Below are 23936 nucleotides of genomic sequence, written 5' to 3'. Positions count from 1 at the left end.
CGATCTCGTCACCGCCTGACCGGCCGCCCCCGGCACCTGCAAAAATGGACGCGTGATCGAGCGCTACACCCTTCCGGAGATCGGGCGCGTCTTCAGCGACGCCCACAAGTACGAGCTGTGGTGCCGGGTCGAGACCCTGGTGCTGGAGGCGCACGCGGCGGCGGGCACCGTCCCGGCCGACGCCGTCGAGCCGGTGCGCCAGGCGCCGCCTCCCACGCCGGAACGGGTGGCCGAGATCGAGGCCGTCACCCAGCACGACGTCATCGCCTTCCTCACCGCCTGGGCCGACAACACCGAGCCGCGCAGCGCCGCCGCGTGGGTGCACTTCGGCATGACCTCCTCCGACCTGCTCGACACCGCGCTCGCGGCGCAACTGGTCGAGGCGACCGACATCCTGCTGGCCAAGGCCGACGAACTCGTCGCGGTGCTGCGCGACCACGCCCTGGAGCACCGCGACACGCTGCGGGTGGGACGCACGCACGGCATCCACGGGGAGCCCGACGTGTGGGGCCACCGGGTCGCCGACTTCGCGTTCGCCATGGCGCGGTCCCGCGACCGGCTGCGCCGCGCCCGCGAGGCCGTGGGCGTCATGGCGATCTCGGGGCCGGTCGGCACCTATTCCAACATCGACCCCGAGGTCGAGCGGTACGTGGCCGGCAACCTGGGCCTGCGCCCGGCCGACGTCTCCACCCAGGTCGTCATCCGCGACGGCATCTCCGAGTGGGTGAGCGCCCTCGCCGTCATCGCGACGGTGTGCGAGGCGATCGCCCTGGAGGTGCGGCACGGGCAGCGCACGGAGGTGCGGGAGCTCTGGGAGCCCTTCGGCAAGGGCCAGAAGGGCTCCAGCGCCATGCCGCACAAGAAGAACCCGATCATGTCGGAGCGCATCTGCGGCATGGCGCGCATCGTGCGCGGCCAGATCGTGCCGGTCATGGAGGGCATCCCGCTCTGGCACGAGCGTGACATCTCGCACTCCTCGACCGAACGGATCGCGCTGCCGGACGCCGCCATCGCGACCGACTATCTGCTGCACCTCACCACCCGGCTGGTGCGCGGTCTCGTCGTCGACGCCGACCGCATGCGGGCCAACCTCGACTCCACGCACGGCCTGATCTACTCCTCCACCGTCGTCTCGGAGCTGATCGAGACCGGGCTGTCCCGGGAGGACGTCTACGCGCTGGTGCAGACCGCGGCCATGCGCACCTGGGAGACGGGCGTTCCCTTCCGGGAGACGCTCCGCGAGGAGGCCGGCGACCGCGGCGTGCCGCTGGACGAGGCCCGGCTGGACGAGATCTGCCGACCGGAGCGCTTCGTGCGGCGGCTGGGCGCCGTCTTCGACCGGCTGAAGGCCCTCAGCTGACCCGGGGTGTCCGGGCGGCCACCGTCGGCGCCCGTCCCGGACACCTTCCCGTCCCGTTCCGCACCGAACCCGAAGAGCGCACGAGCACACCATGAGCGGTTTCGTCGAAAAGCCCGTCCCCGTCGAGGTCCCCGGGCTCACCCACCTGCACACCGGCAAGGTCCGCGACCTGTACGGCACGGCGGACGGCCACCTGGTCATGGTGGCCAGCGACCGCGTCTCGGCGTTCGACTGGGTGCTGCCGACCGAGATCCCGGACAAGGGGCGGCTGCTCACCCAGCTCTCGTTGTGGTGGTTCGAGCGGCTGGCCGACCTCACCGCCAACCATGTCGTCTCCGACACACCGCCCGCCGGTGCGCCCGCCGACTGGGCCGGCCGCACGCTCGTCTGCCGGCGGCTGGACATGGTCCCGGTGGAGTGCGTGGCCCGCGGCTACCTCACCGGCTCGGGGCTGGCCGAATACCGCGTCTCCGGCGAGGTGTGCGGTGTGCCGCTCCCCGAGGGGCTGACCGACGGGTCGCGCCTGGAGCGGCCGATCTTCACGCCCGCCACCAAGGCCGAGGTCGGGGAACACGACGAGAACGTCTCCTACGCGACGGTGGCGGCCCGGCACGGCGAGCCGCTGGCCGCGGCGCTGCGCGACCGTACGCTGGCGCTCTACACCCGCGGCCGGGAGATCGCCGAGGAGCGCGGCATCCTGCTCGCCGACACCAAGTTCGAGTTCGGGCGCGACGACGCGGGCCGGCTGGTGCTGGCCGACGAGGTGTTCACCCCGGACTCCTCCCGGTTCTGGCCGGCCGCGTCGTGGCGGCCGGGGCGCCCGCAGCCGTCCTTCGACAAGCAGTACATCCGCGACTGGCTGACCTCGCCCGCCTCCGGCTGGGACCGCGCCGCCGAGGTCGCCCCGCCGCCACTGCCCGAGAACGTGGTGGCGCGCACCCGGGAGAAGTACGTCGAGGCGTTCGAGCGGCTCACCGGGAGCCGGCCCGACCTCGGCTGACCGGCCTTCCGGCGCCCGGCCGGCCCGTGCCCCGGCCCGCGGGTTCCGGCCGCCGCCGGCAGCGCCTACAGTGGGTCTTCGGGTTCGCGGACGCTCCGGTCTCCGCGTCCCCGGGGTACCTCCTCGTCAAGCGGACAGTTCCCCCACCCGCACCGGCCCGCCCTGGCCGGTCCCGGACGGCCGCGTCCGGCGCCGCCGGCATCGGCCGTGCTCGCGCACCTGGCGCCGTCGAGCGGTATCCGCGCTGTCAGGTGAATCGCCGCAGGAGCAGCGGGCGTACGGAGTGCGTTGCTATAGAGTCATCGCCAGATGGCTGCCGTTCGAGCCCGCCTCGTCGGAACGCTCCGCGGAGGACCCGCGTCTGAGACGCCGACAAATCCGATGAGTCGCCTCATTTCGACCATTAGACCGACTGCCTCACAAAGGAGCTAATGAGCATGGGCCAGGAGGTTCGTTACCGCGTCCGCGGCGGCCGTCCCCTCAACGGGACCGCGTTCATCCAGGGTGCGAAGAACGCCGTCCTGCCGATGATCGGCGCCGCCCTGCTCGCTGCCAAGGGACGCACCGTCCTGCGCAACGTGCCGATCATCGAGGACGTCCGCCGCGCACTGGAGCTCGCCGAGCACGTCGGGGCCCGGGTCGAGTTCCACGAGGCGGAGCGCACGATCGTCATCGACGCCTCACAGCTCGGCGACCCCGAGCGCGCGGTGCTGCCCGCGCACATCGCCGCCCGGTTCCGCGGGTCGGTGCTGTTCGTTCCCGCGCTCATGCACCGCATGGGGCAGGCCCGGATCGAAGGTGTCGGCGGCTGCAACCTCGGCAGCCGGAACCTGGACTTCCACTACCGTGGCTTCGCCCGCCTCGGCGCGGAGGTCACGGAGGACGACGAGCGCAACCACATCCAGGTGACCTCCCGCAATCTCAGAGGCGGCCACCTCTACCTCGACACCCCCTCGCACACCGGTACCGAGAACCTCATCATGGCGGCCGTGCTGGCCCCCGGCACCACGGTGATCGAGCACGCGGCCCTCGAGCCGGAGGTCATCGACGTCATCGAGTTCCTCACCCGGATGGGCGCCCGGATCCGCGGCGGCGGCACCGGTTTCATCACGGTGGAGGGTGTGGAAGAACTCACCGCGGTCGAGCACACGATCATGTCGGACCGCATCGACGCCGGCGTGTTCGCGATGATGGCCGCGGCCACCGGCGGCGAGGTCAGCCTGGTCGGTGCCAACCTGGAGCACCTCGGCGTCGCCCGCTGGAAGCTGGAGCAGATGGGCGTGGAGTTCGCCCAGCAGGGCGCCGTGCTGCACGTCCACCGCGACCCGGGCACCACGCTGCGCCCGATCAACGCCGTCACGTCGCCGTACCCCGGCTTCGCGACGGACCTGCAGTCGCCCCTGATGGCGCTGGCCACGCTCGCCGAGGGGGAGAGCTACATCCATGAGGCCATCTACGACGGCCGGTTCGCGCTCGCCGACGAACTGACCAAGATGGGCGCGAAGATCGAGGTGGACGGGACCCGCGCCATCGTGCACGGTCCCACCGCACTGCGCGGTACCGAGGTGGTGGCGCACGACCTGCGCACCGGAGCCGCACTCGTCCTCGCCGGCCTGGTGGCCGACGGCGAGACATGCGTGGCACCAGGGTACCTCGTCGACCGCGGTCACTCTCAGTTTGCGAGCAGACTGGCCGCTTTGGGCGCCAAGATCACGCGCGAAGAGCGCGCGTAACCGCCAAGGCCCCAGTTCACGCCGGGGTGGGGGCCGAGGCTCCCGCCCGGGCCTTTGACGTTCTATGTCAAACGATCTTCATTGGGCGCGCACAATGGGTACGATCTCGGCAATCATGCCGTGACAGAAATCAGGTCGGGAACCAGTGGGCGCACATAGTGAAGAGCGTGGAATGGTAGCGGGGAGCAGCCCGAGGTGAGTGCGCAGCGTACTGGCGATTTGACAATTGGTGTCATCGGGCCGCATGAGGTGGTCGAACGCGTCATGCTCATGGGCCCGGGGTCCACGGGGCCGCTCAACGCCAGACTCATCGCCGCCGCCTATCGAGACGAGCAAGAGGCGACCGACAAGGTTCTGCGCCTGGGATCCGCGATCGACGCCTATCTGTTCGCGAGCCCGGTCCCCTACGAGTTCGCGCGGAAGGCCGGCGTGCTGACGATGCCCGCCACCTACGTCCCGCTCGGCGGAGCCAGCCTGCACGAGGCCCTGTTGCGGGCCACCCTGGACGAACGGTACGACCCCACCCGGGCGAGCCTGGACGTGCTGAGCCGGACCGACGTGGTCGAGGCGTACTCCGAGGTGGACCTGCCGGTCGACGGGATCCACGTGCACGAGGAACTCGCCAGCACGGCGCAGCTCACCTCGTTCCACGAGGGCCTGTGGCGGCGCAAGGCCACCAAGATGGCCATCACCTGCGTGCGCGGGGTCGCCGAGCGGCTGGAGGCGGTGGGCGTGCCCACGCTACGGCTCCGCCCGACGAACGCCGGCGTGCGCAGCGCGCTGCAGACGGCGGGGCTGCTCGGGGCGCACCACCGGCTGGAGGAGGCGCAACTGGGCGTGGTCATCGTGGACGTGCCCACGCTGCGCGACTCCACCCGGCGGTCCACTCCGCGGTACTGGCGGGACGAACTGCGGCTGGCGCTGCACCGGATGCTGCTCCAGGAGGCGCACCGGATCAACGCCACCGCGCACCCGGTGGACGACCACACCTTCATGGTGACCGCCACCCGCGGGTCCCTGGTGGCCGCCACGGAGGGCTTCCGCCAGCCGCCGTTCGTCGAGCGGATCAAGACCGAGCTCGGCATCGCCATCGAGGTCGGCATCGGTATGGGCCGCACCACCCAGGACGCGGAGACGCACGCCCGGGCGGCGCTGAGCCGCGCGCAGGCCACCCGGCAGAGCTTCGCCGTGGACCGGGAGGGCCGCTCCCTCGTCCCGGCGCAGCGGGCGCCGCAGCGCCAGACCGGCGAGCCGCTGCGGACCAAGGGCCGCGAAACCCTGCTCCGCCTCTCGGAGAAGATCGCCGAGGAGGACGCGCCGCTGGTGGTCGACGCCGAGGGCGCCGGGCGCATGCTGGGCGTCACCCCGCGCACCGCGCGGCGGCTGCTGCGGACGCTCGTCGAGGAGGGCCTGGCGTGGCCGCTCCCGCCGAACCGGACCCTGCAGCCCGGACGGCCGCGGCAGCTCTACCGGCTGATCGTGGAGAAGCTGGACAAGGACAAGGCCGGCAAGTAGCCGGGAGCACGGGAACGGCCGGCCGGTCCACGGTGGTGGACCGGCCGGCCGTTCACCGGGTCCGGAGACCGTCCGCCGGCCCGTCCTACGGCGTCACCGCTCGCCGCGGGTGGGGTAGGCCGCCGCGACGGTGAGGAAGGCGTCGTTCTCCTCCGGCGTGCCGATGCTCACCCGCGCGCCCTCACCGGCGAACGGCCGCACGGCCACACCGGCCGACTCGCAGGCCGCGGCGAAGTCCATGGTGTCCGCGCCCAGGCGCAGCCAGACGAAGTTGGCCTCGGTCGGCGGGACCGCCCAGCCGTCGGCCACGAGGGCGTCGCGCACCCGATCGCGCTCCTTGACGGTGGCCGCCACCCGCTCCAGCAGCTCGTCCTCGGCCGCGAGGGACGCCACGGCCGCCACCTGCGCGACGTGGTTGACCGCGAACGGCACCAGGGTCTTGCGCACCGCCTCGGCCACGTGCGGATGCCCGACGAGGAACCCCACGCGCAGCGCCGCGAGGCCGTACGCCTTGGAGAAGGTGCGCAGCACCGCCACGTTGGGCCGGTCGCGGTAGAGGGAGAGGCCGTCCGGCACAGCGGGATCGCGAACGTACTCGCGGTAGGCCTCGTCGAGCACGACGAGGACGTGGCCGGGCACGCGGTCCAGGAACTCCACCAGCTCCGCCTCGCGAACCGTGGTCCCGGTGGGGTTGTTCGGGTTGCACACGAGCACCATGCGGGTGCGTTCGGTGATGGCCCCGGCGAGCGCCGCCAGGTCGTGCGTCTCGTCGCGCAGCGGGACCCGGACGGAGGTGACGCCGGACAGCTCGGCCAGCAGCGGATACGCCTCGAAAGACCGCCACGCGTAGCAGACTTCCGCGCCCGGCTCGCCGACCGCCTCCAGCAACTGCTGGAGCAGCCCCACCGAGCCGGCGCCGACGGCGAGGTGGTCCTCGGGTACCTCGAACCGGCGGGCGAGTGCCGTGATGAGCTCGGCCGCCCCGGCGTCCGGGTAGCGATTGAGCTGGGTGGCCGCATCGGCGACCGCCGTCAGGACGGAGGGCAGCGGGCCGTACGGGGACTCGTTGGAGGAGAGCTTGACCGACCGCCCGCCCGGTCCCGTGACCGCCCGGCCCGGCCGGTAGGGCGGGATCGAACCCAGCACCGCCCGGAAATACGGCGAATTCCGCTCCGACACCATTGTCCTTCCTCGATACTCTGAGCGAGAGCACCATTACAGTGCGCGACAGCATCTCCCGTCTCGCGGTACAGGGTGCTCCTCAGCCGCAATATCGCACAGAACAGGAACGAGCACCATGGCGCACCCTCCCCGACTACGCAAAGCCGCGGCGGCGGCACTGACGGCCGCCGTGACCCTGATCGCGTCGTCCGGGTGCGCGGGGGGCGGTTCGGCGGCGCCGGAGGAGCCGGATCCCAACGCGGAGGCCGCGGGCCTGCTCCACCAGGCACAGATGGTGCAGTACGGCTCCGCGAAGCTGCTCGCCGACCAGAGCGAGTCGGGGAGCTACGCGCGTCTGGCCACGGTCCGGGCGACCGAGCGGTTGCGGGAGACCACCGAGTCCGACCGGCCCGACTGCCTCGACGCCGTCAACCGGTGGGCGCGAATGGCCGAGATCCGCGACGCGCCGGCGTCGTTCGCCGTCTTCGGTGACGACGAGGGGACCATCTCGCATCTGCTGCTGAAACCCCCGGAAGGGATCGCGGCCCAGGCGCTGGCGGCCGAGATCCCGCCGGAGTGCGGCAGCTACACCGCCACCAGCGAGGACGGCACGACCAGCGCCTTCACCATCGAGCCGCTGGAGATCGACACGGTCGCCGACGGCAGCCGGGCGGCCGTGGTCGAGACCCGGATGGGCGGCGACACGGTCCTGCTGCACACCCTGCTCTACCGCTACGGCGACTACCTGGGCAGCACCTCGGTGCTCGCCCCGGCCGACCGGGCGGCGGACGGCGAGGAGATCCTGGTCGGCTTCACGGAGGCGGCCCTGGAGCGGGAGCGCAAGGTGCTGTCGTGACGGCCGCCGCACCGGCCCGGGAGCGCCGGGATCGCTGGCGCGCCGGGCGGGGATGCCGTAGACTCTCCATCATCGAACACATGTTCGAGCGAGAAGGGAGACGGGGAGCATGACCACGGCAGCGCCCACAGCGGGTCGTTCGGCAGCGCGATCCGGCAGGGTCGGACAGGTTCCCCGCTCCCCTCTCGTCCCCCCGCCCGCCTCCTGTCTGGACGATCGCCGGGTCCTGCACCGTATCGACTGGGGCGCCAGCTCCTCCGCGGCGTTCTACCGCTCGCTGGAGGACGCGCTGGAGCGGTTGTTCGAGCACGACACGCTCGAATCCATGCCGGGCGCCTGAGCCGGCCCCGCGCCGCCTTCGCGGCATCTGCCGGGGACGGCGGCCGGTGCCCGCGAAGGCGTGGGCTCAGACCACCTCGTACGGCGCCGGCGCACGCCCGGGGCGGGCGGTTCCGCCATCGGAGGCGTTCCGGGGGCGCGGCGGGCCGGCCACCGTTCCGAAGGTCGCCACCGTGGCACCCGTCTCGGCGTCGACGATCACCGCGCGGATCACGGGGCGTCGCCCGTCCACCGGCACCGCGAACACCACGTCCACCGCCCGGCCCTCCCGGCGGCCGCCGTACCGGACGAACCGCAGGCACTCCTGCCGCCAGACGTCCACGGGCTCACCGGCGGCCACCACGTCGGCGTTCATGTGCCAGACGTCGCTGTCGTGCAGCCGGCGCAGCGTCCGGTGCAGCGGCGGCTCCCGCAGCTCGCACGGCTCCTGGTGCGTCAGGCGTCGCGGGATCTCGGCCAGCTCCGGCGACAGCAGGCCGAGCACGGCCAGTTCGGCGGCCAGCACCGCGGCGTGCGCCGTGGTGAAACCGGCCACCGATTCCAAGCCGGAGACCGGCAGGCCCAGCGCCGCGAGCGCCGCCACGGAGAGCAGTCCCGCCCGCGCGATCGTCCGCCATCCCACCGGGGTGGTACTGAGTCCGCCGAAGCAGCCGCATCCCTGCTCGGGGTCGCGCCGGCGCAGCCGGAACAGCGCCACCACCGCCACCGCGAACAGGACGGCCGTCCCCGCCCGCGCCACCTCGCCGGGGCGGCCGGCGGCCGTGACCAGCAGAACGGCGAGCACCGTCTCGACGGCGGCGGTGGCGAACGTCGCGGGCCGCTGTACCCGCACCGGAAGGAGCGTCATCGGGCCCGCGTCCGCGGGCGACCGGGTCACGATCTTGCTGACCGCGGCGAGGAGCAGCAGGATCGCCAGGATCGGGAGTTGGATCTCGCGGATGACGTCGATCACGATTCAGCCCACCGTCAGAGTCGCGTTGAAGCAGCCGGCCTCGGGGCTCCCGCCGAGGGAGATGAAACTGAGCAGGGTCAGCTGGGCGATCCGCCCCCGTTCCCCCGAGGGGCAGGCGCGGCACCGGTCGCAGAACCGGCTGGTGGCCGATGCGCAGGCGGTGACCGGGAGCACGGCCGAACCGCCGGTGCAGTCGTTGCGCAGCCGCACTCGCGCCCCGATCGACAGCAGTGGCAGCGGCGCGCAGCCGGTGTGCCGGTCACAGTCCGGGCCGCAGTCAGTCTCCGCGTCGAGGGCGGGGTAGGCGACACCGGCCGCGGTGGCCACGGGATCGACGTGAGTGGCGCGCCCCTGGGCGGGGTCGTACCAGGTCGCGACCCCCGGCACGGCCGCCCGGTACTCCTGGACCGGCGGCCGGGCGGGGATCCGGGTGACCGGATAGTCGGGCTGCGAGGTCGCCGGGATGAGCGCCTGCACCTGCCCGTCCTGCCAGACCCCGACGGCGTCGAACAGGTAGCCCGGCTCCAGCCGGGGATGCCGGACCTGCATGCGGCCGGAGGCCCGGTACGGGATGGTCGCGGTGACGCGCGGCCGGTCGTGGCCGGTGTCGACCAGCAGCGTGTCCTCGGACCGTTCGACGATGACCCCGGTGACCCGGGCGAGGTCCGCCCACAGTCGCTCTACCACCCACCGGTTGGCGGGATGACTGCGCACCACGACGTCCTGGCCGGGCCGCAGATCGGCGTGGCCGACCTCGCGTCCGTGCCAGAAGGTGGTGCCGTCGGCGAGGACGAACCGTTCCTCGCCCTTGGGCGTGGCCACGCTGAGCAGGTGCGGGCTGACGTCCAGCAGCACCCCGCGCGTCACCCGCCCGACGACGGCGTCGTCCGCCTCCGCCGGTGCCTCCGGCCCCAGCAGGGCGGCGGTCAGCCGCCGGCGTGCCTGCACGTCTACCGCCATTCGCGCTCCTCCGCTCACGCCTGGGCCGGGGGTCCGCCGCCCATTCTCACCCGGCACAGCAGAGGAAGTTGACCACGTGCGTGTCAGCTTCCACTCAAGATCCCGTCGATCACCGGGGCGCGGGCTTGCGGCGTATTGGTCACCCACCGTGACGATCGAACGCTATGCACGATTCGCCCGACATGCACTTATTGAGAATAATGGCGCGATTTGTCGGAATATGACAGCACACAGAGCCACCGATTGCCGCCCCCGTGCCACAGTGAGGAAGGTGAGGTCGTGAGACAGAGCACGTGCCAGGGCGAGGGGCGCCGACGCGTGTACCGGAATCGGGTCGGTGGTCGTGTGAGTGAGGCAACACGGCAAACCAGGTACGAGGAGTTCTCCACGTACGTGCGGAGCCGCGGACCCGCACTGCTGCGCATGGCCCAGGGCCTGACCAGCAACCACGCCGACGCCGAGGACCTTCTCCAGGCCGCACTGGTCAAGACGTTCTTCGCGTGGGAGCGCATCACCAGCCCCCGCGCCCGCGACGGCTACGTACGGCGCGCCATGGTCAACACCCAGATCTCGGAGTGGCGCCGCCGCCACATGGACGTCTACCCCACCGACGACATCCCCGAGCAGCGCGTCGACGACCCCACGTGGCAGACCGACCTCGCCGACGCCGTCGGCCGCGCCGTCAACCGCCTCCCGGCCCGCCAGCGGATGGCCGTCATGCTCCGCTACTACGAAGACCTCTCCGAACCCGAGATCGCCGCCCGCCTCGGCGTCAGCATCGGCACCGTGAAGAGCACCGTCTCCCGCGCCGTCGCCAAACTCCGCCGCGACGCCGACCTCGCCATCGAACGCGCCACCTCCTGAACCCGCCACCCCGGACATTCGTTTTGCGCCCACCTCACCCCGTCGGTACGCTTGGCACAGCCAGGAGGATTCGCCTAGTCCGGTCTATGGCGCCGCACTGCTAATGCGGTTAGGGTTCACGCCCTTCCGGGGTTCAAATCCCCGATCCTCCGCAGGTCAGAAGGGGTCCGACGCACAGCGTCGGGCCTCTTTCATTTGCTGACGATGGTCGTGTGAGACCAATGTGAGTCCAAACGGTCGGGTGGGCGTCACGCCACACTGCCCCGTGTCGCCCTCGGGATGATCGCCGCCGTGGCCTCGGCAGCCGCGGCGGCGCAGTTCGGGGCGGACGGCGACTACGGCCAGGAGAGCGTCAACGCCGTTCTCGCCTTCCAAAGCGACCACGGCCCCACCATCGTGGACGGCATCGCCAGGCCGGAGACGCTGGCCGGAATCGCCCTGGCACTACGGCTGCAGGCCGACGCCGATGACTACCCGCCGTCGCTGTGGATCTCCCACGTCGCGGTGTCGGACACCCGTCCGCTCGGCCCGCGGCCGCCGACGCTAGGACGGGCGAGCACGGTCGCGCCTGCGCGGCTGCGCGCGCCCGGGCCGCCAGCGGGGCGTGGGCGGGCGGCGCCCGCTCCGCGATCGCCCTGGACTACACCGCCGGCCACATCTGCGCGCCGTTCGAACCGGTCGATGACGACCAGGCGCTGACCAACGACGTGGTCGCACGCCGGGTGAACGGCTCGGAGTTCCGCGTCACCCCAGACACCGGCCCGCTCAACATCGCGGACCCGCCGCTCGGCGTCGGCCGCTACGAGTCCTCGGTGGAGCTGAACACCGCCTACGACGTCCAGCTTCGCGACCACGCCGGGTGGCGGGTGCACCTGGGCACCTGGGACGACGCCCGGTACCCGACCGTGGCGGTGGACCTCCTCCGCAACCCCGGCCTGATCGAGAACGTCGCGAGCAGGGAGTCCGGGGACTGGCTGCAGGTCCTCAACCCGCCACCGTGGTTGCCACCCGGCCCGATCGACCTGCTCATCGCAGGGCTACACCGAGACCCTGAACGTGTTCACCTGGAGGGTGGAGTTCAACGCCTCAGCGGGCGGGCCGTGGGTCGTCGGCGTGGTCAACGATCCCGACGCCGACGAGCCGATCGGGCCGCGCGATCCCGACCGGGCCGACACCGAGGCGTGCGAGCTGACCCCGCGAATTCTCAGTGGGGCCGAGTACATGGACTTCCCGACCGCCGTAGGCAACTACTTCCGCGGCGAGCGCGCCGTCACCTTCCCCGATGGGTTCTTCACCGTCGAACCGCAGGTGCTCTGACGGCGAGAACCGGCGTGCCCGGGGTCTTCCTCGAAGTCAGCTACCAATCGAAGAGCGTCGGCGGGTTCACGATCCACGTCGCCCGGCAGACCCAGACGCAGACGTGGGTCGACTGGGTCGCGATCCAGGTCCCGAACCTGTAGGGGAGACACGTGAGCACCGACCCCGAATACCGGAACCTCGGCGAACTGCTGACCCTGATGCGCGACGAGATGAGAACCGGATTCGCCGAGCTGAAGACCGGCCTCGCCGCCCGGGTGTCCGTCGACGTCTACGCGGCCGAGCAGCGACTGACCGAACAGCGCCTCGGCGAACTCGCCACCGACGTCGCCGACCTGCGCGCCGAGACCGAGCGCGCCGAGCAGCGGCGGGAGACCGACCGCCGTACCGCCGAGGAACGCCGCGCGGCCGACCGGCGCATGGTCTGGGCCGCGATCCTCGGCGCCGGCCTGTCTCTGGCCGTCGCAGTGCTCTCGGCTGCGCTGCTGACCTGAACCACTTCACCCAGCCTCGGCCGACCGGTCGGGGCGTCTCCATGTCGGAGTCACCCCCGATGAGGGGTGCCGTGTTCGGCCGGACTCCCCGTTCCACCATGTCGGAAGTCCGGCCGTGAGGGACAGTGGTCAGGCCGGGGTGGCCTGGAACTCGATGAAGTCCCCGCCTTCTCCGTCACCCAGCCGGAGGCAGTCTCCGATGTCGGCGAGGCCGCCAGTCAGCTTCCCGAGGAGTGTGGTGGCGTCATGGCCCGCGAGCCACTGCTTGTCACCGGCCTTGGCCCGCAGCAGCTCTTCCCCCTTGCCCAGCACGAAGCCGTTCTTGGTCGGGTAGATGGTCCAGGCGGTGGAGGGGCCCCACTTGTTGAGGCAGACGCCTCCGCTGCACATGTGCCAGTACTTGTGGCCGTCCCAGTGACTGTCGCCGTGCTCGATCACGTAGCGGTCGCCTTCGTACTCGTGGAAGGTGACCGTATGCCAGGGGCCGTCCGCTTTGCGGGACAGCCGGACCCAGTCCCAGTTCGAGACGACTTCGAGGCCGACGCCTCGGTTGGCGTAGAGAAGGTGGTAGCTCCTGCCGGGGACGATGCCGTGATCTGCCATGGAAGCCTTCCCAGAGACGTGCTTCAAGTAATCGAAACGCTACTTAAAGTGACTACATCTCGGGAGTGGTTTCCCCGATTGCACAGCAACGCCTACCGCTCTCCTCACACACCATCCCCACACCCGCCCCGGCTGACCGGCCGGGGCTTTCGCATGTCAGGAGGACTATCACATGGTCGATATCGTCTCGCGCTCCGCTTGGGGCACGAGGGCGCCACGCAGCAGGCAGACCGTCGGATGGGGCAGCCGATCCGAGGTGAAGCTGCACTACTCCGCCGGTCCCGAATCCCGGACGCCGCGGCAGATCCAGGATCACCACATGGACGGCAACGGGTGGGCCGACATCGGCTACAACCTGCTCGTCGACTCCGACGGCACCGCCTACGAGGGCCGCGGCTGGACCGTGGTCGGAGCGCACGCCGCGCCGCGCAACGTCGCCGGGATCGGCATCTGCTACATCGGCCGCGACGGGATGACCCCCGCAGCCAAGCGGACCGTCGTCGAGCTCTACGACATGGCGTGCGCGAAGGCCAGCCGGACCCTCGCACGCCGCGGCCACCGCGACATCAACTCCACCTCGTGCCCCGGCACGGCCAACTACCAGTGGTGGAAGTCGGCCGCCTTCCGCGCAGCCGGAGGGACCGCCGAAGGGAGCGATCCGTTGATCGGGCTGAAGAAGGGCGACACCGGCGAACCGGTCAAGGCCCTGCAGGAACTCGTCAAGTTCGCCGGACACGGGGCCGCGCTCGGCCCGACCGGAGTCGACGGCATCTACGGCGACGGCACCACCGAGGGACTGCGCCTCGCCCGCGAGGACGCCGGATCGGCGGCGAAGAAGGGCTAGGCGACCGCGTCACCGGCCACGCCTACGCCCAGCTCATCGCCGCCGTCGCACGCACCCAGGGGGACAAGTGACCCACAGCTCACCCACCCCAGTCCCCGGGTCCCGCGCGGAGGTCCGCGCTGACGCTCGGTCCCGCGCCTGGCGCACCACCCTCCAGGGCCTCGCCGCCGTCGTCCTCGTCGCCGTTGCCGGCGCCGTAACGAACAGCGTGATCGCCGGCGCGGTGATCGACTGGCCCGTGCTCGGCGCCGCCGCCGGAACCGCGGCACTGACCGCAGTGGCCGCTTACGTGCAGCGGCGCGTCGAAGGCCACAGTTCAGGCTAGCCACGACAGCACGCCGTCCCGTCCGCCGTAACGCGACGATTCTTTATGGGTCCTCCCTGGTTCGCATCGCCAACGTTGAGGACGGCGACCATGGTCGTGAAACGCATGGGCAGGATCTAGGTTTTCTCGCCTTTTAAGGAGTGCGGCGTGGCGAACGCCCTTATTGTGCCGAGGGGCGTTCGCCGCGTGGAAGCTCAGCGACGCGCCACCGTTGACGAGAGAGAAGAGACCCCGATGCGACGACACCGCACAGGCCCTACCGACGAGCACTACCCCCACGCCATGATCGATGACTCCCGCGTAAGCCTCGGTGGGCTCGGGCTGCTCCTCAATCTCCTTGCCCGGGAAGACGTCCCCTCATTCAACGACCTCGTAGCCGAAGGCGAGAAGCGAGGTCAAGGCGAGGGACGTGTCGAGCTCACCGAGTGGGTCCGCGAGCTGGAAGATGCTGGCTACATCGTCCGCGGCCCGAACACCACTGACGACGATCCCGTCGCCACCGACGTCTACGACACCAGCCAGAAGTGAGACTTCATGTCCGATCAGCTCGTGAAGCAGCACATTGCCAGCCTCCTCAAATTCGATGAAGAACACGACGCGCGCGAGGAAGCACTGCTGGATGTCTACGAGGCCAAAGGTCACCGCATCGTCAGCGGCGGCCAGGTCGACCACGACACGTGGGAGGTCGTCGACTACCGCACCGGTGACACCATCATCGAAGGTGGCGGTGGAATCGATGGGTACGGCGCGGCAGTCGCCGAACATGGCGAAAATTGGGTGCACATCGACCCCATCACCGAGCCCCTCTACGACACCCCCGACCCAACCACCGAGGGCCTACCGGAGTCGCTGTGTCGGGCGCTGGCCGAGTGGGTACGCGACAAGGCCAGCCCGGAAGACATCAGGGCATTGATGGAGGGCTGAACTCCGGTGGTGCCGTGCGCACCGATCGCTTACCCATCCCCGCTGAGAAGGAGTGCCGTGATCAAAGCCAGCCCCGGACACCGGGTCTGTTTCGAACCCCGACCGGGAACCCAGTACAGGAGGGGCGTGGAGGCGTGGGCGGATGACGGGCACCCGCTGGTCGTACAATCCACTGGGCTTGTCCGCGCCGAGACCATATCCGGCTACGTAGGGGTTGAGATGCTGCCCGACGGCGACCCCGTGCCGTTCGCATTCCTTCCCGGCGGCGGGTGGATGGTCGAGCACCCGACCGGCGACAGGGAGCCCATCGTCGGCTGGGCCGTGTGCACCTACGGTGGCGGGACTTCGACGTTCGCTGTGCCCATGACGACCGAAGAAGAGGCGTGGGCTTCGGAGAAGATCACGCTCGCGAAGATGGTTGAGCGTGCCGATTCGGTGGAGATCGTTCCTCCAGAAGGAGGCTGAACGTCCGACTGGGTGAGACGCCTCTCGTGTGGGCGCCCCACCGTGCAGCCCCGGTTGCTCGAAGCCCGCTCGTCTCCAATCGGCACCCTGGCGGTGTCGAGCAGTGCCTCAACGTCGGCGGGGTCTCCCAGACTTCCGCGATCAGGGCGGGCAGGGGGAGCGTGGTGTCCCGCGGGGCTCGGTCAGACGAACCGGCCGCTGCCGTGAACGGCCACGATGAGCTCAGAGCCCTCCAGTTCGGAGAGCGCCTGTCGTGCCGTCCCTCGGGGTTCACACTCCGCTGCACATCGCCGTCGCGCGGAGCATGTCCGTACCCGGCCAGCACAACACCGCCCCGCTCGCCGTGATGGTGAGCGGGGCCGCATTCATCGTTGTCTGTTCAGGGTGCGGAGCACTCCGTTATCCCGAGCCCCCCGAGGTCGAGACGCTCAGCTCGGCGCGCGAGCAAGTACAAGTGTCCGGCGCTCCGTTCCTGCTCCTTGACCAAGGCGAACCCCTGGGTCTCGTAGTACTTGACCAGCTCAGGAAAGAAGCAACCCCGCCGCACCCACATACGTTCCTGCCGTGCCGCCCGGTCGACCGCCCACAACGCGATCAACGTTCCTGGCTTGTGCTCCTGGTACGCGGGGTCGGTCACGGTCGTGAACAGGTACAGGCTCGGTTCTTCGGCCTCTTCGGGAGTCCAGTCCTTCGGGGGTGCCTGGTCCATGACCGTCGTGCAGCCGACGATGTGCCCTTCGGTTTCGAGGACCCACATGAAGCCGCTTGCGGCCTGACCGGCGAGATCACCAACGTCATCGCGCCACGATTCCAAGCCGGACTGTTCCTGCCAGTCGCAGCGCGCGGAGATCATCTTCTCGACGCCGGCGGTATCGGCCTCGGTGGCGGGGCGCATGGTGAACACGGATCGTCCTCTCAACGAAGGAAGGCAGTCGCACTCATGTGCAGGCTCAGGACTTCCAGGACCTTCGCCTCCCGCTCTTCGGTATAGGCGGCCGCGCCCAAGCGCTCAACCGCCGAGCGCAACCCGTCCGGGTCGACCAACCCCGCGTCGAACAGCGGCGAACCGTCGGCCAGCATACGGGCGAAGAGCGTCGGCGTGTGGGTCTTCAGAGCGTGCTCGACGACCTCGGCGAAGGACTCCCGCTCGACCGGGTACACGACATCCTCGCTCATACCCAGCACGCCTAGGCGCCGACGCTGCAACTGCTTCAGCTCCCGCCAGGCGAACGGCAGCTGCTCGCCGAGCTCGACCATCGCCGGGTCGGCGAACGGATGCACCGGCCACAGTCCTTCCCGCAACAGGATGGGCGCGGTGGTCTCCAGCGACAGCAGGGTCATGGAGTTCACGCGTGCCGGGGGCGCGATGCCGTCGTCGGCGAACTCCAGGACGTCCCGTGCCCGCGGCCCGATCCAGGGCAGGATCAGGGCGTCGCTGATATCCCCGGGTCCCTGGTGCGGTTCTTCGTCTTGAGTCAGGGCGACCATCTCGTCGCCGCCGAGGCCGGTCACCACGGTGCGGGCGCCGGCTTCGGCGACCGCGCGCGCCATACGGGAGAACGGATGGTGCAAGGGATCTTCCGTCGGCGAGATCAGGTCCCCAGTGGCCCAGCGACATCCGGGCGCTAACGGCAGGTACTCCATGGCGTCGATGACGATGTCGGGCTCGGCGAACTTCACGCGGGATCGCATCTCGGCGCGCCGCCTGATCTGCTGTTCCCGACCCGGCCCGCCGATCAGCAGGGTTGCCGTGGGGAACAGCCCGGGATGGCGCTCGGCCGCGCGGGTGGCCACGGTGCCTGAGTCGAACCCGCCGGTGAGGTGGAACAGGGTGGTTTCGTGCGCCCAGGGGCGCCGGTCCATCGCGGCGTCCATGGTCGCTACGAACGCGCCCAGAACATCGGCGTCCGGCGCCAGCTCCCGGGGAGTGCGGTGCAAGGCGGGCTCGGGGTAGCTGATCCACAGGGCCCCGCCGAAGTGCGCGGTGGCGCGTTCGGTGAGCCGATGCACTCCCCGGAACAGCGTTTCCGAGGAGTAGCGGGGCCGGTAGATCAGCAGGCGGGCCGCCTCTTTGGGGTTGATCCCGGTGATGTGCTCGCGCAGGTCTGCCATGTCCCAGGAGCCGGCCAGGGAGGTGCCGTCGGTCGCCAGATAGAGGGGAGTCGTCCGGGCGGCGCCAGCGCTCACCCGCACGGGCTGTTCAGGCTCGGTCTCCACAAGGACGTAGTCGGTCGGCCAGTCGATGGCGGCCGCGCGTGCCTGGTCGTACTCGGCGGGAGTAAGACGGCGAACGCCGGGGTAACAGGCCGGGCGGTCAGCGACGCGCTCGCGGATCATGATCAGGGTCCGGCGCCCGTCGGTCGCGGCCAGATGCTCGACCATCGGATGGGTGAAGGGTTCCAACCGGCTGTGCTGGTCGAGGGCGGTGTAGCACGCCCCGGACCAGGCCCACGCCGGGTTCTCGCTGTAGGGGGTCAGCCTCATGCGCAACATGCGAAGCTCCAGGGCGTGCGTCAGTTCAGCGGATCAGACGATTAGCGCTTCATGGTGTCGTAGGTCTGGGCGCCGTCGGACGACCCCGAGCTCTTCTTGTACTCGTGGCTCTGCTCGGCGCTCTGCACGACCGAGCGAGCGGCCGAGGTGAACAGGTCGATCGTCGGGGCGGTCGTGGTTGGGGGCATGAAGTCGGTCAACGCGTCTCCTTCGGTTGTGGTGGCGGGTGTCCCTGTCCGGCGAGTAGAACCCGTCGGACGGGTATCAGTGCCATCCCCCTGTCGGGGCGACATTGGTTCCCCGCGCGTCCAGGACGGGCTACAAAGCGCTCCATCAGGTCCGTGACTGCCTCCGCTCGTCTGGGATGTGGTTGCCGTCCGGCGCCCAGGAAAGGGGTCACCGGGCGCCGGACGGCGGCTGGTGCCCGCCCCGTCCAGGTCGCCGGGGCGGGCGGCCGGCGGGTGACCATCCCGCCGGGGGTGCCCGCGCCCACGGTGAGCGGCCGGGGCGCGGGCGGCTCCAGGACGTCGAAGTCCTGGAGCGCCGCCCCGGTCCCCTCGTCGCACGCGGGTCGGCGGTTCGTGGCCCGGCCGCACCCGGGGGTTAGGTGCGGGTGCGGCCGAACGGCGCGGGTCTAGAGAAGGACGTCAACTGGGCGGACGGTTCTCGGTCGACGGCGGCGGGGCGAGCTCGGGGCCACTCGGGCGTAGGCGGCACGCAGCGCCGACCAGACCTCTTCGGCGCTGCCACCCTCAATCAGGGAGACCGGCCCGAGGCCCCACCACCGGCCCGTGGCGTGGCCGTACCAGATCACCGCGGTTCCTCCACCATGGCCAGGAACGGACGGATGCGCTCCGCCTCCGGGGCGGCTTCGACCGCGGCGATGATCGCCGCCAGCCCCTCCGGCGTGCCGGCGCGTGTCCGTAGCCCATCCCGAGTTCGGCGCGCCGTGTACGACCACTGGCCGGCCACTCCGGTGGGCACCGGGTACATCTCCCACCCCGGGTAGGCGTCGGCGACCCGGCGCAGGCCGGCCACGGCCACGTCGTAGGCCGACGACGTCCGGGGCTCCGGCCGGGGGAGGCGCACCGCCGGGAGGGACGGGGGCGGTGCGGCCGCTGGCCGTACCAGCGCCAGGACGAGCGTGGCGAACAGGAAGAACAACACAGATGGTGCGACGGGCTCGCCGCGCACGTTAAGGTCGGGCATGTCATCAGCTCCTCGAAAGCTGGTGTCCGCGCCCCCGGACGTTCCTGCGTCGCGGGGGTTTATCGTGGTCCCGACGCTACGGAAACGACCGCTTGCGCTGAACTGACCCCCAGTACGAGTGTTCAAGCAGGTCAACTAGCGCGGAGGGGGCGGAATGGCCATCCGCAGCCGGGGAACTCTGACTGTGGGTCAGGGTTTCTCTTCACGAGGTGACGGGGACCGTGAAGGACGCATCTCTGGGTACGTGCTGAAGACCATCCGCGGCTCGATCGGGCTCACCCAGGAAGACCTGGCCGAGCGTTTCCACGTTGACGTGACCACCGTCCAGGGGTGGGAGAGCGGACGGCGGCCCCTCATGGCTGTCTCCGCCGGGACGTTTCTGCGCCTACGTCACACGCTGCTCCGCCTCGGGGCGTCGGTCCGCCTCTTGGAACAGCTCGACGTCGCCATGGAGGCGGACCGGTTCGTCGGCTATGTGCTCGGCGCCGACGGAGCCTTGGACTTGGACGGGCATCCGCTCGCCACCTGGGTCATTACGCGACCGTTCACGGACCTGATCGGGTGGGTCTTCACCGGAACCGTGCCGGGGATCTTCGCGTCAGTTCCCCAGGCATCTCGTCGGGGCCCTTCAGCGACCGGGCCGCGGCTCGCTTCGGACGAACGACGCCATGTCGTCACGCACCTGCGCTCGGTCGCCGAGCAAGCACCGGACACCGTCGATGGCGCCCTTCTCCGACGCCAAGCGCACTACGTGGTGGGTTTCGACTCCAGCAGTGCGACGGTGGAGTGGCTGGCCGTGATGCAGCGCCACGAGCAGCGCCGCCTTCGGACCGGCGAGTGGTCGCCCTCCTGGGCGGTGGTGCGCTCTGGAGCGCATACGCTCGCTCGCACGGGCGACGGTGAAGCACTTCCCCAATTCATCCAGGTGCACATCGAAACCGATGAGACGGAGATCGCCAACCTCAACTACTGGGCGTACTGGTTGGGAGAACTGGGGGATCCGCAGGTCAGTGACACGTTCATGACCGAGACGGACCTGGATGCGTGGCGCGGCACTCGCCTGCTGGACCACCTCGCAACCAAGCTTCACGCGGGAAACCCCTATGTCGACGTGGTCGCCCACACGATGTGGTCGCTGATCAACCGGAAACCGGGCATCCTCGACCCAGACCGAAGTGACACGGTCTCCGCCGCGGCCCGGCGGCTCTTGGACGAAGGCGAGGTTTCGCCGCAGTCCCGCCGGGAGTTGGAAGAAGTGCTCTACGCTCTACGGATCATTCACCGGCGTTGAGAAGGGACCTCATGGCTGACGACCACGACGCTCGCACCGTGGACTTCCTCTACGAGATCGGGCTGTTGAAGCGACTTCCCCGTACCGGGTGGGTCATCGCCGGGGTCGCCGATCCGGAGAGCATCGCGGATCACTCTCACCGGGCCGCGATCATCGCGGCGGTCATCGCATCGATGGAAGGCGCGGACCCGCAGCGCGCGGCGTTCCTGGCCCTGTTCCACGACACGCAGGAGACCCGGACGACCGACATCCCGCACCTGAGCAAGCGGTACCTGAAGGCCGCCCCGAACACCGAGGTGACTGCCGACCAGGTGGCGGGTCTGCCCGCTGGCTTGGCTGAGGTGATCAGCGGTGTGGTCGCCGAGTACGGGGGGCGCGAGTCCGCCGAGGCCGTGTGCGCTCGGGATGCCGACAAGCTGGAACTCCTGCTCCAGGCGGTCGAGTACCGCGAGCAGGGGAACACCCACACCCAGGCGTGGATCGACACCTCGATAGCGTCGCTGGCGACGGCGTCCGCCAAACGCTTGGCGGACGCCGCGCTGACCCACGGGCCGTTGGAGTGGATGCACCGCGCTCGGGACGAGAAGCCCGCGCTGTAACCGTGCGGGACGCCGTCCGGCGTTGGACGGCGTCCCGCAGCGGAGGGCGGGGGCACCGGCGGCGCCGTCGGGCGGGCCGGCCGTCGCCGATCGCGCGCGAGCCGGGCAGCGGGCGGCGGTCGGGCGGCACCTCCTCGGCCCACGCAGCCGGGGCCGTGGCGTCCTCGGCGGACACGGTGTCGTCGACCTCCACGACCGCGTACACGCGGCTGCCTTCGCCATAACGCGTGGGCCGCTCCCCGCTCGTGTCCACGACCCGCAGCCCGGGGGCATCGTGGGAAAACAGGCGGAACCAGCAACGGCCGAAGACAGCCGAACAAGCAGCTCACAAGACTGCTAATGCGGTTAGGGTTCACGCCCTTCCGGGGTTCAAATCCCCGATCCTCCGCAGGTCACAGGGGGTTCGATGTTTTACGTCGAACCCCCTGTCGTGTGCCCGGCCTCAATTTCCAGTCTCATTCACACAGAGACTCATGCCGTCCCACCCCGTCTCAGGGTCAGCCGAACAGTGCGCCGCCCGTCCGCTCAGCCGCATCCCCGGCGAGCGGGGTCCCTACGTGCGCGTAACGCTCCGTGGTCGTCGTCCGCGGGTGCCCTCCTGCACGTACTCGCGGTACCCGGTATGGCCGCGATCGACGATGGGATGCGGTCGGCGGCGGAGGACCGACTTCCGTCGTAATGGGAAGTCGGCCACATGACCGAGGCGGGGGACGCGTATCGGCTTCTAGCGTGGGATCAACGCTGAAACCGAATGGATTGGACTTCGCACCATGTTCGCCCTCGACGCCGCCCTGCTCTCCGACGCCGGTCAGTACGGTGGCGTGGCCGTCCTGGTCCTGGCCGGGGTCGCCGTGCTGGCCTACTGCTTGTTCATCATCGCCGCGTTCATCGGCAGTCTGACCTCCCGGCTCGAATTCGGGATGAAGCTCGTGTGGGCGGTGTTCATCATCTGCGCGCCGTTTCTCGGTGCCCTGTGCTGGTTCCTGATCGGCAGGAGCAACGCGCAGGCCACGGCGCGGTACTGACACGCCGTCCGCTTCTCGGTCGCGTGGCCGCGTCGCCGGTCGGCCGCCCCGCTCACCCGCACGAACGGCCGTGTCCCCATGTCCCGGTCGAACCGGGATCGCCGTCGGCGGGGCGGGCGGCCGGGGTGAGGGATCTGGCGCTGATTACGGGCCCGGCAAGGGTGTCGGCGAGGTGAGACGGCCGGTCGGCGATAACCTCCAGCTGATCCTCGGTGGACCGATGGTGCGGGTCAGGCGTTGGGCGGCGCGTCCCTGGGGTCCTGGACCGCCTCCGCCTTCGGGGCGTCGATGACGGTGACCGGCCGACTTCCGGTGGTGCGCTGGAGGCCATCGGTTTACCGAGCTCCGGGGAGCGGCAGATGCCGGAGGAGACCGTGGGGCCGAGCCGGGCGCCCGGCGAGATGTGGCTGACTCACCATCCGGGAGGCGGACATGGCGGCATCCCGATCGAGGGCATGGACGCATGACGCTCACGGACGGCCTCAGGTGGCCCCCTTCGCGGGTTCTCCCGGGGATCTGAGCGCGGCGGTGACACGGCACCTGCGGGACTTCCTCGCTCGCAGGAGCCTCGACGCCGCCGGTCTGGACGCGCGCTTCGCCGACGAGGTCATCGACCGCCTGACGTCGTTCGTCCTCGACGGGGGAAAGCGGATGCGGCCCACCTTCGCCTGGTGGGGATGGCGCGCCGCGGGGGGCGCCCCCGAGGGTCCGGCGGCGACCGCCACGCTGCGCGCCGCGTCCGCCCTGGAACTCGTCCAGACGTTCGCGCTGGTGCAGGACGATGTCATGGACGGGTCCGCGCTGCGCCGAGGGCGGCCCACCCTGCACATGGAGTTCGCCGACGAGCACCGCTCGGCGGCCTGGTCGGGCGAGTCCGGGCGCTACGGCGCGAGCATGGCCGTCCTCGCCGCCGATCTGGCCCTGGTCTGGGCCGAGGAGATGTTCACCGACGCCCTCGATGGCCTGCCCGACGCCCGTGAGCGGGCCCGGGTGCCGTGGCGGGCCATGCACACGGAGATGGTGGTCGGCCAGTTCATGGACCTGCGTTCCCAGGCCAGCGGCGAGGAGACCGAATCCCTTCCGCTGCGCATCGGCCGCCTGAAGACGGCCGCGTACAGCGTGGAACGCCCGCTGCACCTCGGCGCGGCCATCGCGGGTGCGAGCGAGGAGGTCGTCTCCGGCCTGCGGAGGTACGGCGCCGCGGTCGGCTGCGCCTACCAGCTGCGCGACGACCTGCTCGACCTGTACGGCGATCCGGACCGGACCGGGAAGCCCATCGGCGGTGACCTGCGCGAGGGCAAACGGACACTGCTGCTGGTTCTGGGGTTGCGCACGGCGCGCGAGCGGGCCGACGCGGAAACGGTGCGGACGCTGAGATCGGCCGTCGGGGATCCCGGGCTCACCGAGACGGACGTGCGCGCCATCGCCGGGATTCTCGCGGACCTTGGGGCAAAGGACGCCGTCGAGCGGCGGCTCGGCGATCTCGTGGACGAGGCGACGCGGTGCCTGGCGGCCACCCCGGTCGCTCCGGTGGCGTGCCGGGAACTCCAGCGGCTGGCCCACGACACGGTCACACGAACGTACTGAGCCGGGGCCGGATGGGCCGC

General features: G+C 70.5%; 28 protein-coding genes and 1 tRNA gene. 21 read left to right on the top strand and 8 right to left on the bottom strand.

Annotated features, from left to right (window positions below; genetic code table 11):
- The first annotated feature begins 52 nt into the window (after positions 1 to 52).
- From purB to ACFQRF_RS10470, 4 genes are all read left to right on the top strand, one after another.
- Positions 53 to 1360 carry an adenylosuccinate lyase gene (gene purB / locus ACFQRF_RS10485; RefSeq protein WP_379870817.1) on the top strand — a complete coding sequence of 436 codons (1308 nt, stop codon included), beginning with the start codon at positions 53 to 55 and terminating at the stop codon, positions 1358 to 1360.
- Between the two features lie 91 nt (positions 1361 to 1451).
- Positions 1452 to 2360, top strand: coding sequence for a phosphoribosylaminoimidazolesuccinocarboxamide synthase (locus ACFQRF_RS10480; protein ID WP_379870816.1), 909 nt, complete (start codon positions 1452 to 1454; stop codon positions 2358 to 2360).
- 431 nt (positions 2361 to 2791) lie between these two features.
- Complete coding sequence (gene murA / locus ACFQRF_RS10475; RefSeq protein WP_379870815.1) at positions 2792 to 4093, top strand: UDP-N-acetylglucosamine 1-carboxyvinyltransferase; 1302 nt, start codon at positions 2792 to 2794, stop codon at positions 4091 to 4093.
- A gap of 249 nt (positions 4094 to 4342) precedes the next feature.
- Positions 4343 to 5608, top strand: a complete 1266-nt coding sequence (locus tag ACFQRF_RS10470) for a transcriptional regulator (protein WP_379870998.1) — start codon at positions 4343 to 4345, stop codon at positions 5606 to 5608.
- A 93-nt stretch (positions 5609 to 5701) separates the two neighbouring features.
- Here ACFQRF_RS10470 and hisC read toward each other — a convergent pair whose 3' ends face one another.
- Positions 5702 to 6790, bottom strand: coding sequence for a histidinol-phosphate transaminase (gene hisC, locus ACFQRF_RS10465; RefSeq protein WP_379870814.1), 1089 nt, complete (start codon positions 6788 to 6790; stop codon positions 5702 to 5704).
- Positions 6791 to 6905: 115 nt separating this feature from the next.
- On the opposite strand from hisC, the gene ACFQRF_RS10460 reads away from it, so the two are divergent.
- The gene (locus ACFQRF_RS10460) at positions 6906 to 7625 is read left to right on the top strand and encodes a hypothetical protein (RefSeq protein ID WP_379870813.1); all 720 of its coding nucleotides are present in this window, start codon (positions 6906 to 6908) and stop codon (positions 7623 to 7625) included.
- A 109-nt stretch (positions 7626 to 7734) separates the two neighbouring features.
- Complete coding sequence (locus ACFQRF_RS10455) at positions 7735 to 7965, top strand: hypothetical protein (RefSeq protein WP_379870812.1); 231 nt, start codon at positions 7735 to 7737, stop codon at positions 7963 to 7965.
- 66 nt (positions 7966 to 8031) lie between these two features.
- On the opposite strand, the gene ACFQRF_RS10450 is transcribed toward ACFQRF_RS10455, so the two are convergent.
- Positions 8032 to 8916, bottom strand: a complete 885-nt coding sequence (locus ACFQRF_RS10450) for a MauE/DoxX family redox-associated membrane protein (protein ID WP_379870811.1) — start codon at positions 8914 to 8916, stop codon at positions 8032 to 8034.
- A 3-nt stretch (positions 8917 to 8919) separates the two neighbouring features.
- Positions 8920 to 9876, bottom strand: a complete 957-nt coding sequence (locus ACFQRF_RS10445; protein WP_379870810.1) for a hypothetical protein — start codon at positions 9874 to 9876, stop codon at positions 8920 to 8922.
- A 345-nt stretch (positions 9877 to 10221) separates the two neighbouring features.
- Between ACFQRF_RS10445 and ACFQRF_RS10440 the strand changes: the two genes are divergently transcribed.
- From ACFQRF_RS10440 to ACFQRF_RS10415, 6 genes are all read left to right on the top strand, one after another.
- A complete protein-coding gene (locus tag ACFQRF_RS10440) occupies positions 10222 to 10740 on the top strand; it encodes a SigE family RNA polymerase sigma factor (protein WP_379870809.1) in 519 nt (172 codons plus the stop codon).
- Positions 10741 to 10803: 63 nt separating this feature from the next.
- A tRNA-Ser gene (locus ACFQRF_RS10435) sits at positions 10804 to 10892 on the top strand.
- A gap of 139 nt (positions 10893 to 11031) precedes the next feature.
- Positions 11032 to 11439 (top strand): peptidoglycan-binding domain-containing protein, encoded by a 408-nt coding sequence (locus ACFQRF_RS10430; protein WP_379870808.1) that lies wholly within the window; start codon positions 11032 to 11034, stop codon positions 11437 to 11439.
- 357 nt (positions 11440 to 11796) lie between these two features.
- A complete protein-coding gene (locus ACFQRF_RS10425; RefSeq protein ID WP_379870807.1) occupies positions 11797 to 12057 on the top strand; it encodes a hypothetical protein in 261 nt (86 codons plus the stop codon).
- 14 nt (positions 12058 to 12071) lie between these two features.
- Positions 12072 to 12200: a hypothetical protein gene (locus ACFQRF_RS10420; RefSeq protein ID WP_379870806.1), complete on the top strand. Its 129-nt coding sequence runs from the start codon at positions 12072 to 12074 to the stop codon at positions 12198 to 12200.
- A gap of 9 nt (positions 12201 to 12209) precedes the next feature.
- Positions 12210 to 12551: a hypothetical protein gene (locus ACFQRF_RS10415; protein WP_379870805.1), complete on the top strand. Its 342-nt coding sequence runs from the start codon at positions 12210 to 12212 to the stop codon at positions 12549 to 12551.
- Between the two features lie 129 nt (positions 12552 to 12680).
- Here the strand turns inward: ACFQRF_RS10415 and ACFQRF_RS10410 are convergent, their stop codons facing one another.
- Positions 12681 to 13154 (bottom strand): hypothetical protein, encoded by a 474-nt coding sequence (locus ACFQRF_RS10410; protein ID WP_379870804.1) that lies wholly within the window; start codon positions 13152 to 13154, stop codon positions 12681 to 12683.
- A 172-nt stretch (positions 13155 to 13326) separates the two neighbouring features.
- On the opposite strand from ACFQRF_RS10410, the gene ACFQRF_RS10405 reads away from it, so the two are divergent.
- The 5 genes from ACFQRF_RS10405 (at position 13327) to ACFQRF_RS10385 (ending at position 15712) form a co-directional block, all read left to right on the top strand.
- Positions 13327 to 13998, top strand: coding sequence for a peptidoglycan recognition protein family protein (locus tag ACFQRF_RS10405; RefSeq protein WP_379870803.1), 672 nt, complete (start codon positions 13327 to 13329; stop codon positions 13996 to 13998).
- Between the two features lie 67 nt (positions 13999 to 14065).
- Complete coding sequence (locus ACFQRF_RS10400) at positions 14066 to 14323, top strand: hypothetical protein (RefSeq protein WP_379870802.1); 258 nt, start codon at positions 14066 to 14068, stop codon at positions 14321 to 14323.
- Between the two features lie 147 nt (positions 14324 to 14470).
- The gene (locus tag ACFQRF_RS10395) at positions 14471 to 14851 is read left to right on the top strand and encodes a hypothetical protein (protein ID WP_379870801.1); all 381 of its coding nucleotides are present in this window, start codon (positions 14471 to 14473) and stop codon (positions 14849 to 14851) included.
- 6 nt (positions 14852 to 14857) lie between these two features.
- Positions 14858 to 15247 carry a hypothetical protein gene (locus ACFQRF_RS10390; protein ID WP_379870800.1) on the top strand — a complete coding sequence of 130 codons (390 nt, stop codon included), beginning with the start codon at positions 14858 to 14860 and terminating at the stop codon, positions 15245 to 15247.
- A gap of 57 nt (positions 15248 to 15304) precedes the next feature.
- Positions 15305 to 15712: a hypothetical protein gene (locus tag ACFQRF_RS10385; RefSeq protein ID WP_379870799.1), complete on the top strand. Its 408-nt coding sequence runs from the start codon at positions 15305 to 15307 to the stop codon at positions 15710 to 15712.
- Positions 15713 to 16091: 379 nt separating this feature from the next.
- Here ACFQRF_RS10385 and ACFQRF_RS10380 read toward each other — a convergent pair whose 3' ends face one another.
- From ACFQRF_RS10380 to ACFQRF_RS10365, 4 genes are all read right to left on the bottom strand, one after another.
- Positions 16092 to 16616, bottom strand: a complete 525-nt coding sequence (locus ACFQRF_RS10380; RefSeq protein WP_379870798.1) for a GNAT family N-acetyltransferase — start codon at positions 16614 to 16616, stop codon at positions 16092 to 16094.
- An 11-nt stretch (positions 16617 to 16627) separates the two neighbouring features.
- On the bottom strand, positions 16628 to 18196 hold the full coding sequence (locus ACFQRF_RS10375) for an asparagine synthase-related protein (RefSeq protein WP_379870797.1): 1569 nt from the start codon (positions 18194 to 18196) through the stop codon (positions 16628 to 16630).
- Between the two features lie 50 nt (positions 18197 to 18246).
- Positions 18247 to 18405, bottom strand: a complete 159-nt coding sequence (locus tag ACFQRF_RS10370; RefSeq protein WP_379870796.1) for a hypothetical protein — start codon at positions 18403 to 18405, stop codon at positions 18247 to 18249.
- A 610-nt stretch (positions 18406 to 19015) separates the two neighbouring features.
- Entirely contained in the window at positions 19016 to 19414 is a 399-nt protein-coding gene (locus tag ACFQRF_RS10365) for a hypothetical protein (RefSeq protein ID WP_379870795.1), read from the bottom strand.
- A gap of 244 nt (positions 19415 to 19658) precedes the next feature.
- Between ACFQRF_RS10365 and ACFQRF_RS10360 the strand changes: the two genes are divergently transcribed.
- From ACFQRF_RS10360 to ACFQRF_RS10345, 4 genes are all read left to right on the top strand, one after another.
- Positions 19659 to 20705 (top strand): helix-turn-helix domain-containing protein, encoded by a 1047-nt coding sequence (locus tag ACFQRF_RS10360; RefSeq protein ID WP_379870794.1) that lies wholly within the window; start codon positions 19659 to 19661, stop codon positions 20703 to 20705.
- 11 nt (positions 20706 to 20716) lie between these two features.
- A complete protein-coding gene (locus tag ACFQRF_RS10355) occupies positions 20717 to 21304 on the top strand; it encodes an HD domain-containing protein (RefSeq protein ID WP_379870793.1) in 588 nt (195 codons plus the stop codon).
- A 770-nt stretch (positions 21305 to 22074) separates the two neighbouring features.
- Positions 22075 to 22329 (top strand): PLDc N-terminal domain-containing protein, encoded by a 255-nt coding sequence (locus ACFQRF_RS10350; RefSeq protein ID WP_379870792.1) that lies wholly within the window; start codon positions 22075 to 22077, stop codon positions 22327 to 22329.
- A gap of 486 nt (positions 22330 to 22815) precedes the next feature.
- Complete coding sequence (locus tag ACFQRF_RS10345) at positions 22816 to 23916, top strand: polyprenyl synthetase family protein (RefSeq protein WP_379870791.1); 1101 nt, start codon at positions 22816 to 22818, stop codon at positions 23914 to 23916.
- Positions 23917 to 23936 lie beyond the last annotated feature (20 nt).

This window comes from Marinactinospora rubrisoli (assembly GCF_042664915.1).
In the GTDB taxonomy this organism is placed as follows: domain Bacteria; phylum Actinomycetota; class Actinomycetes; order Streptosporangiales; family Streptosporangiaceae; genus Marinitenerispora; species Marinitenerispora rubrisoli.
Note: the sequence above shows the minus strand (reverse complement) of the source record. Positions and strands in the feature narration are given on the sequence as shown.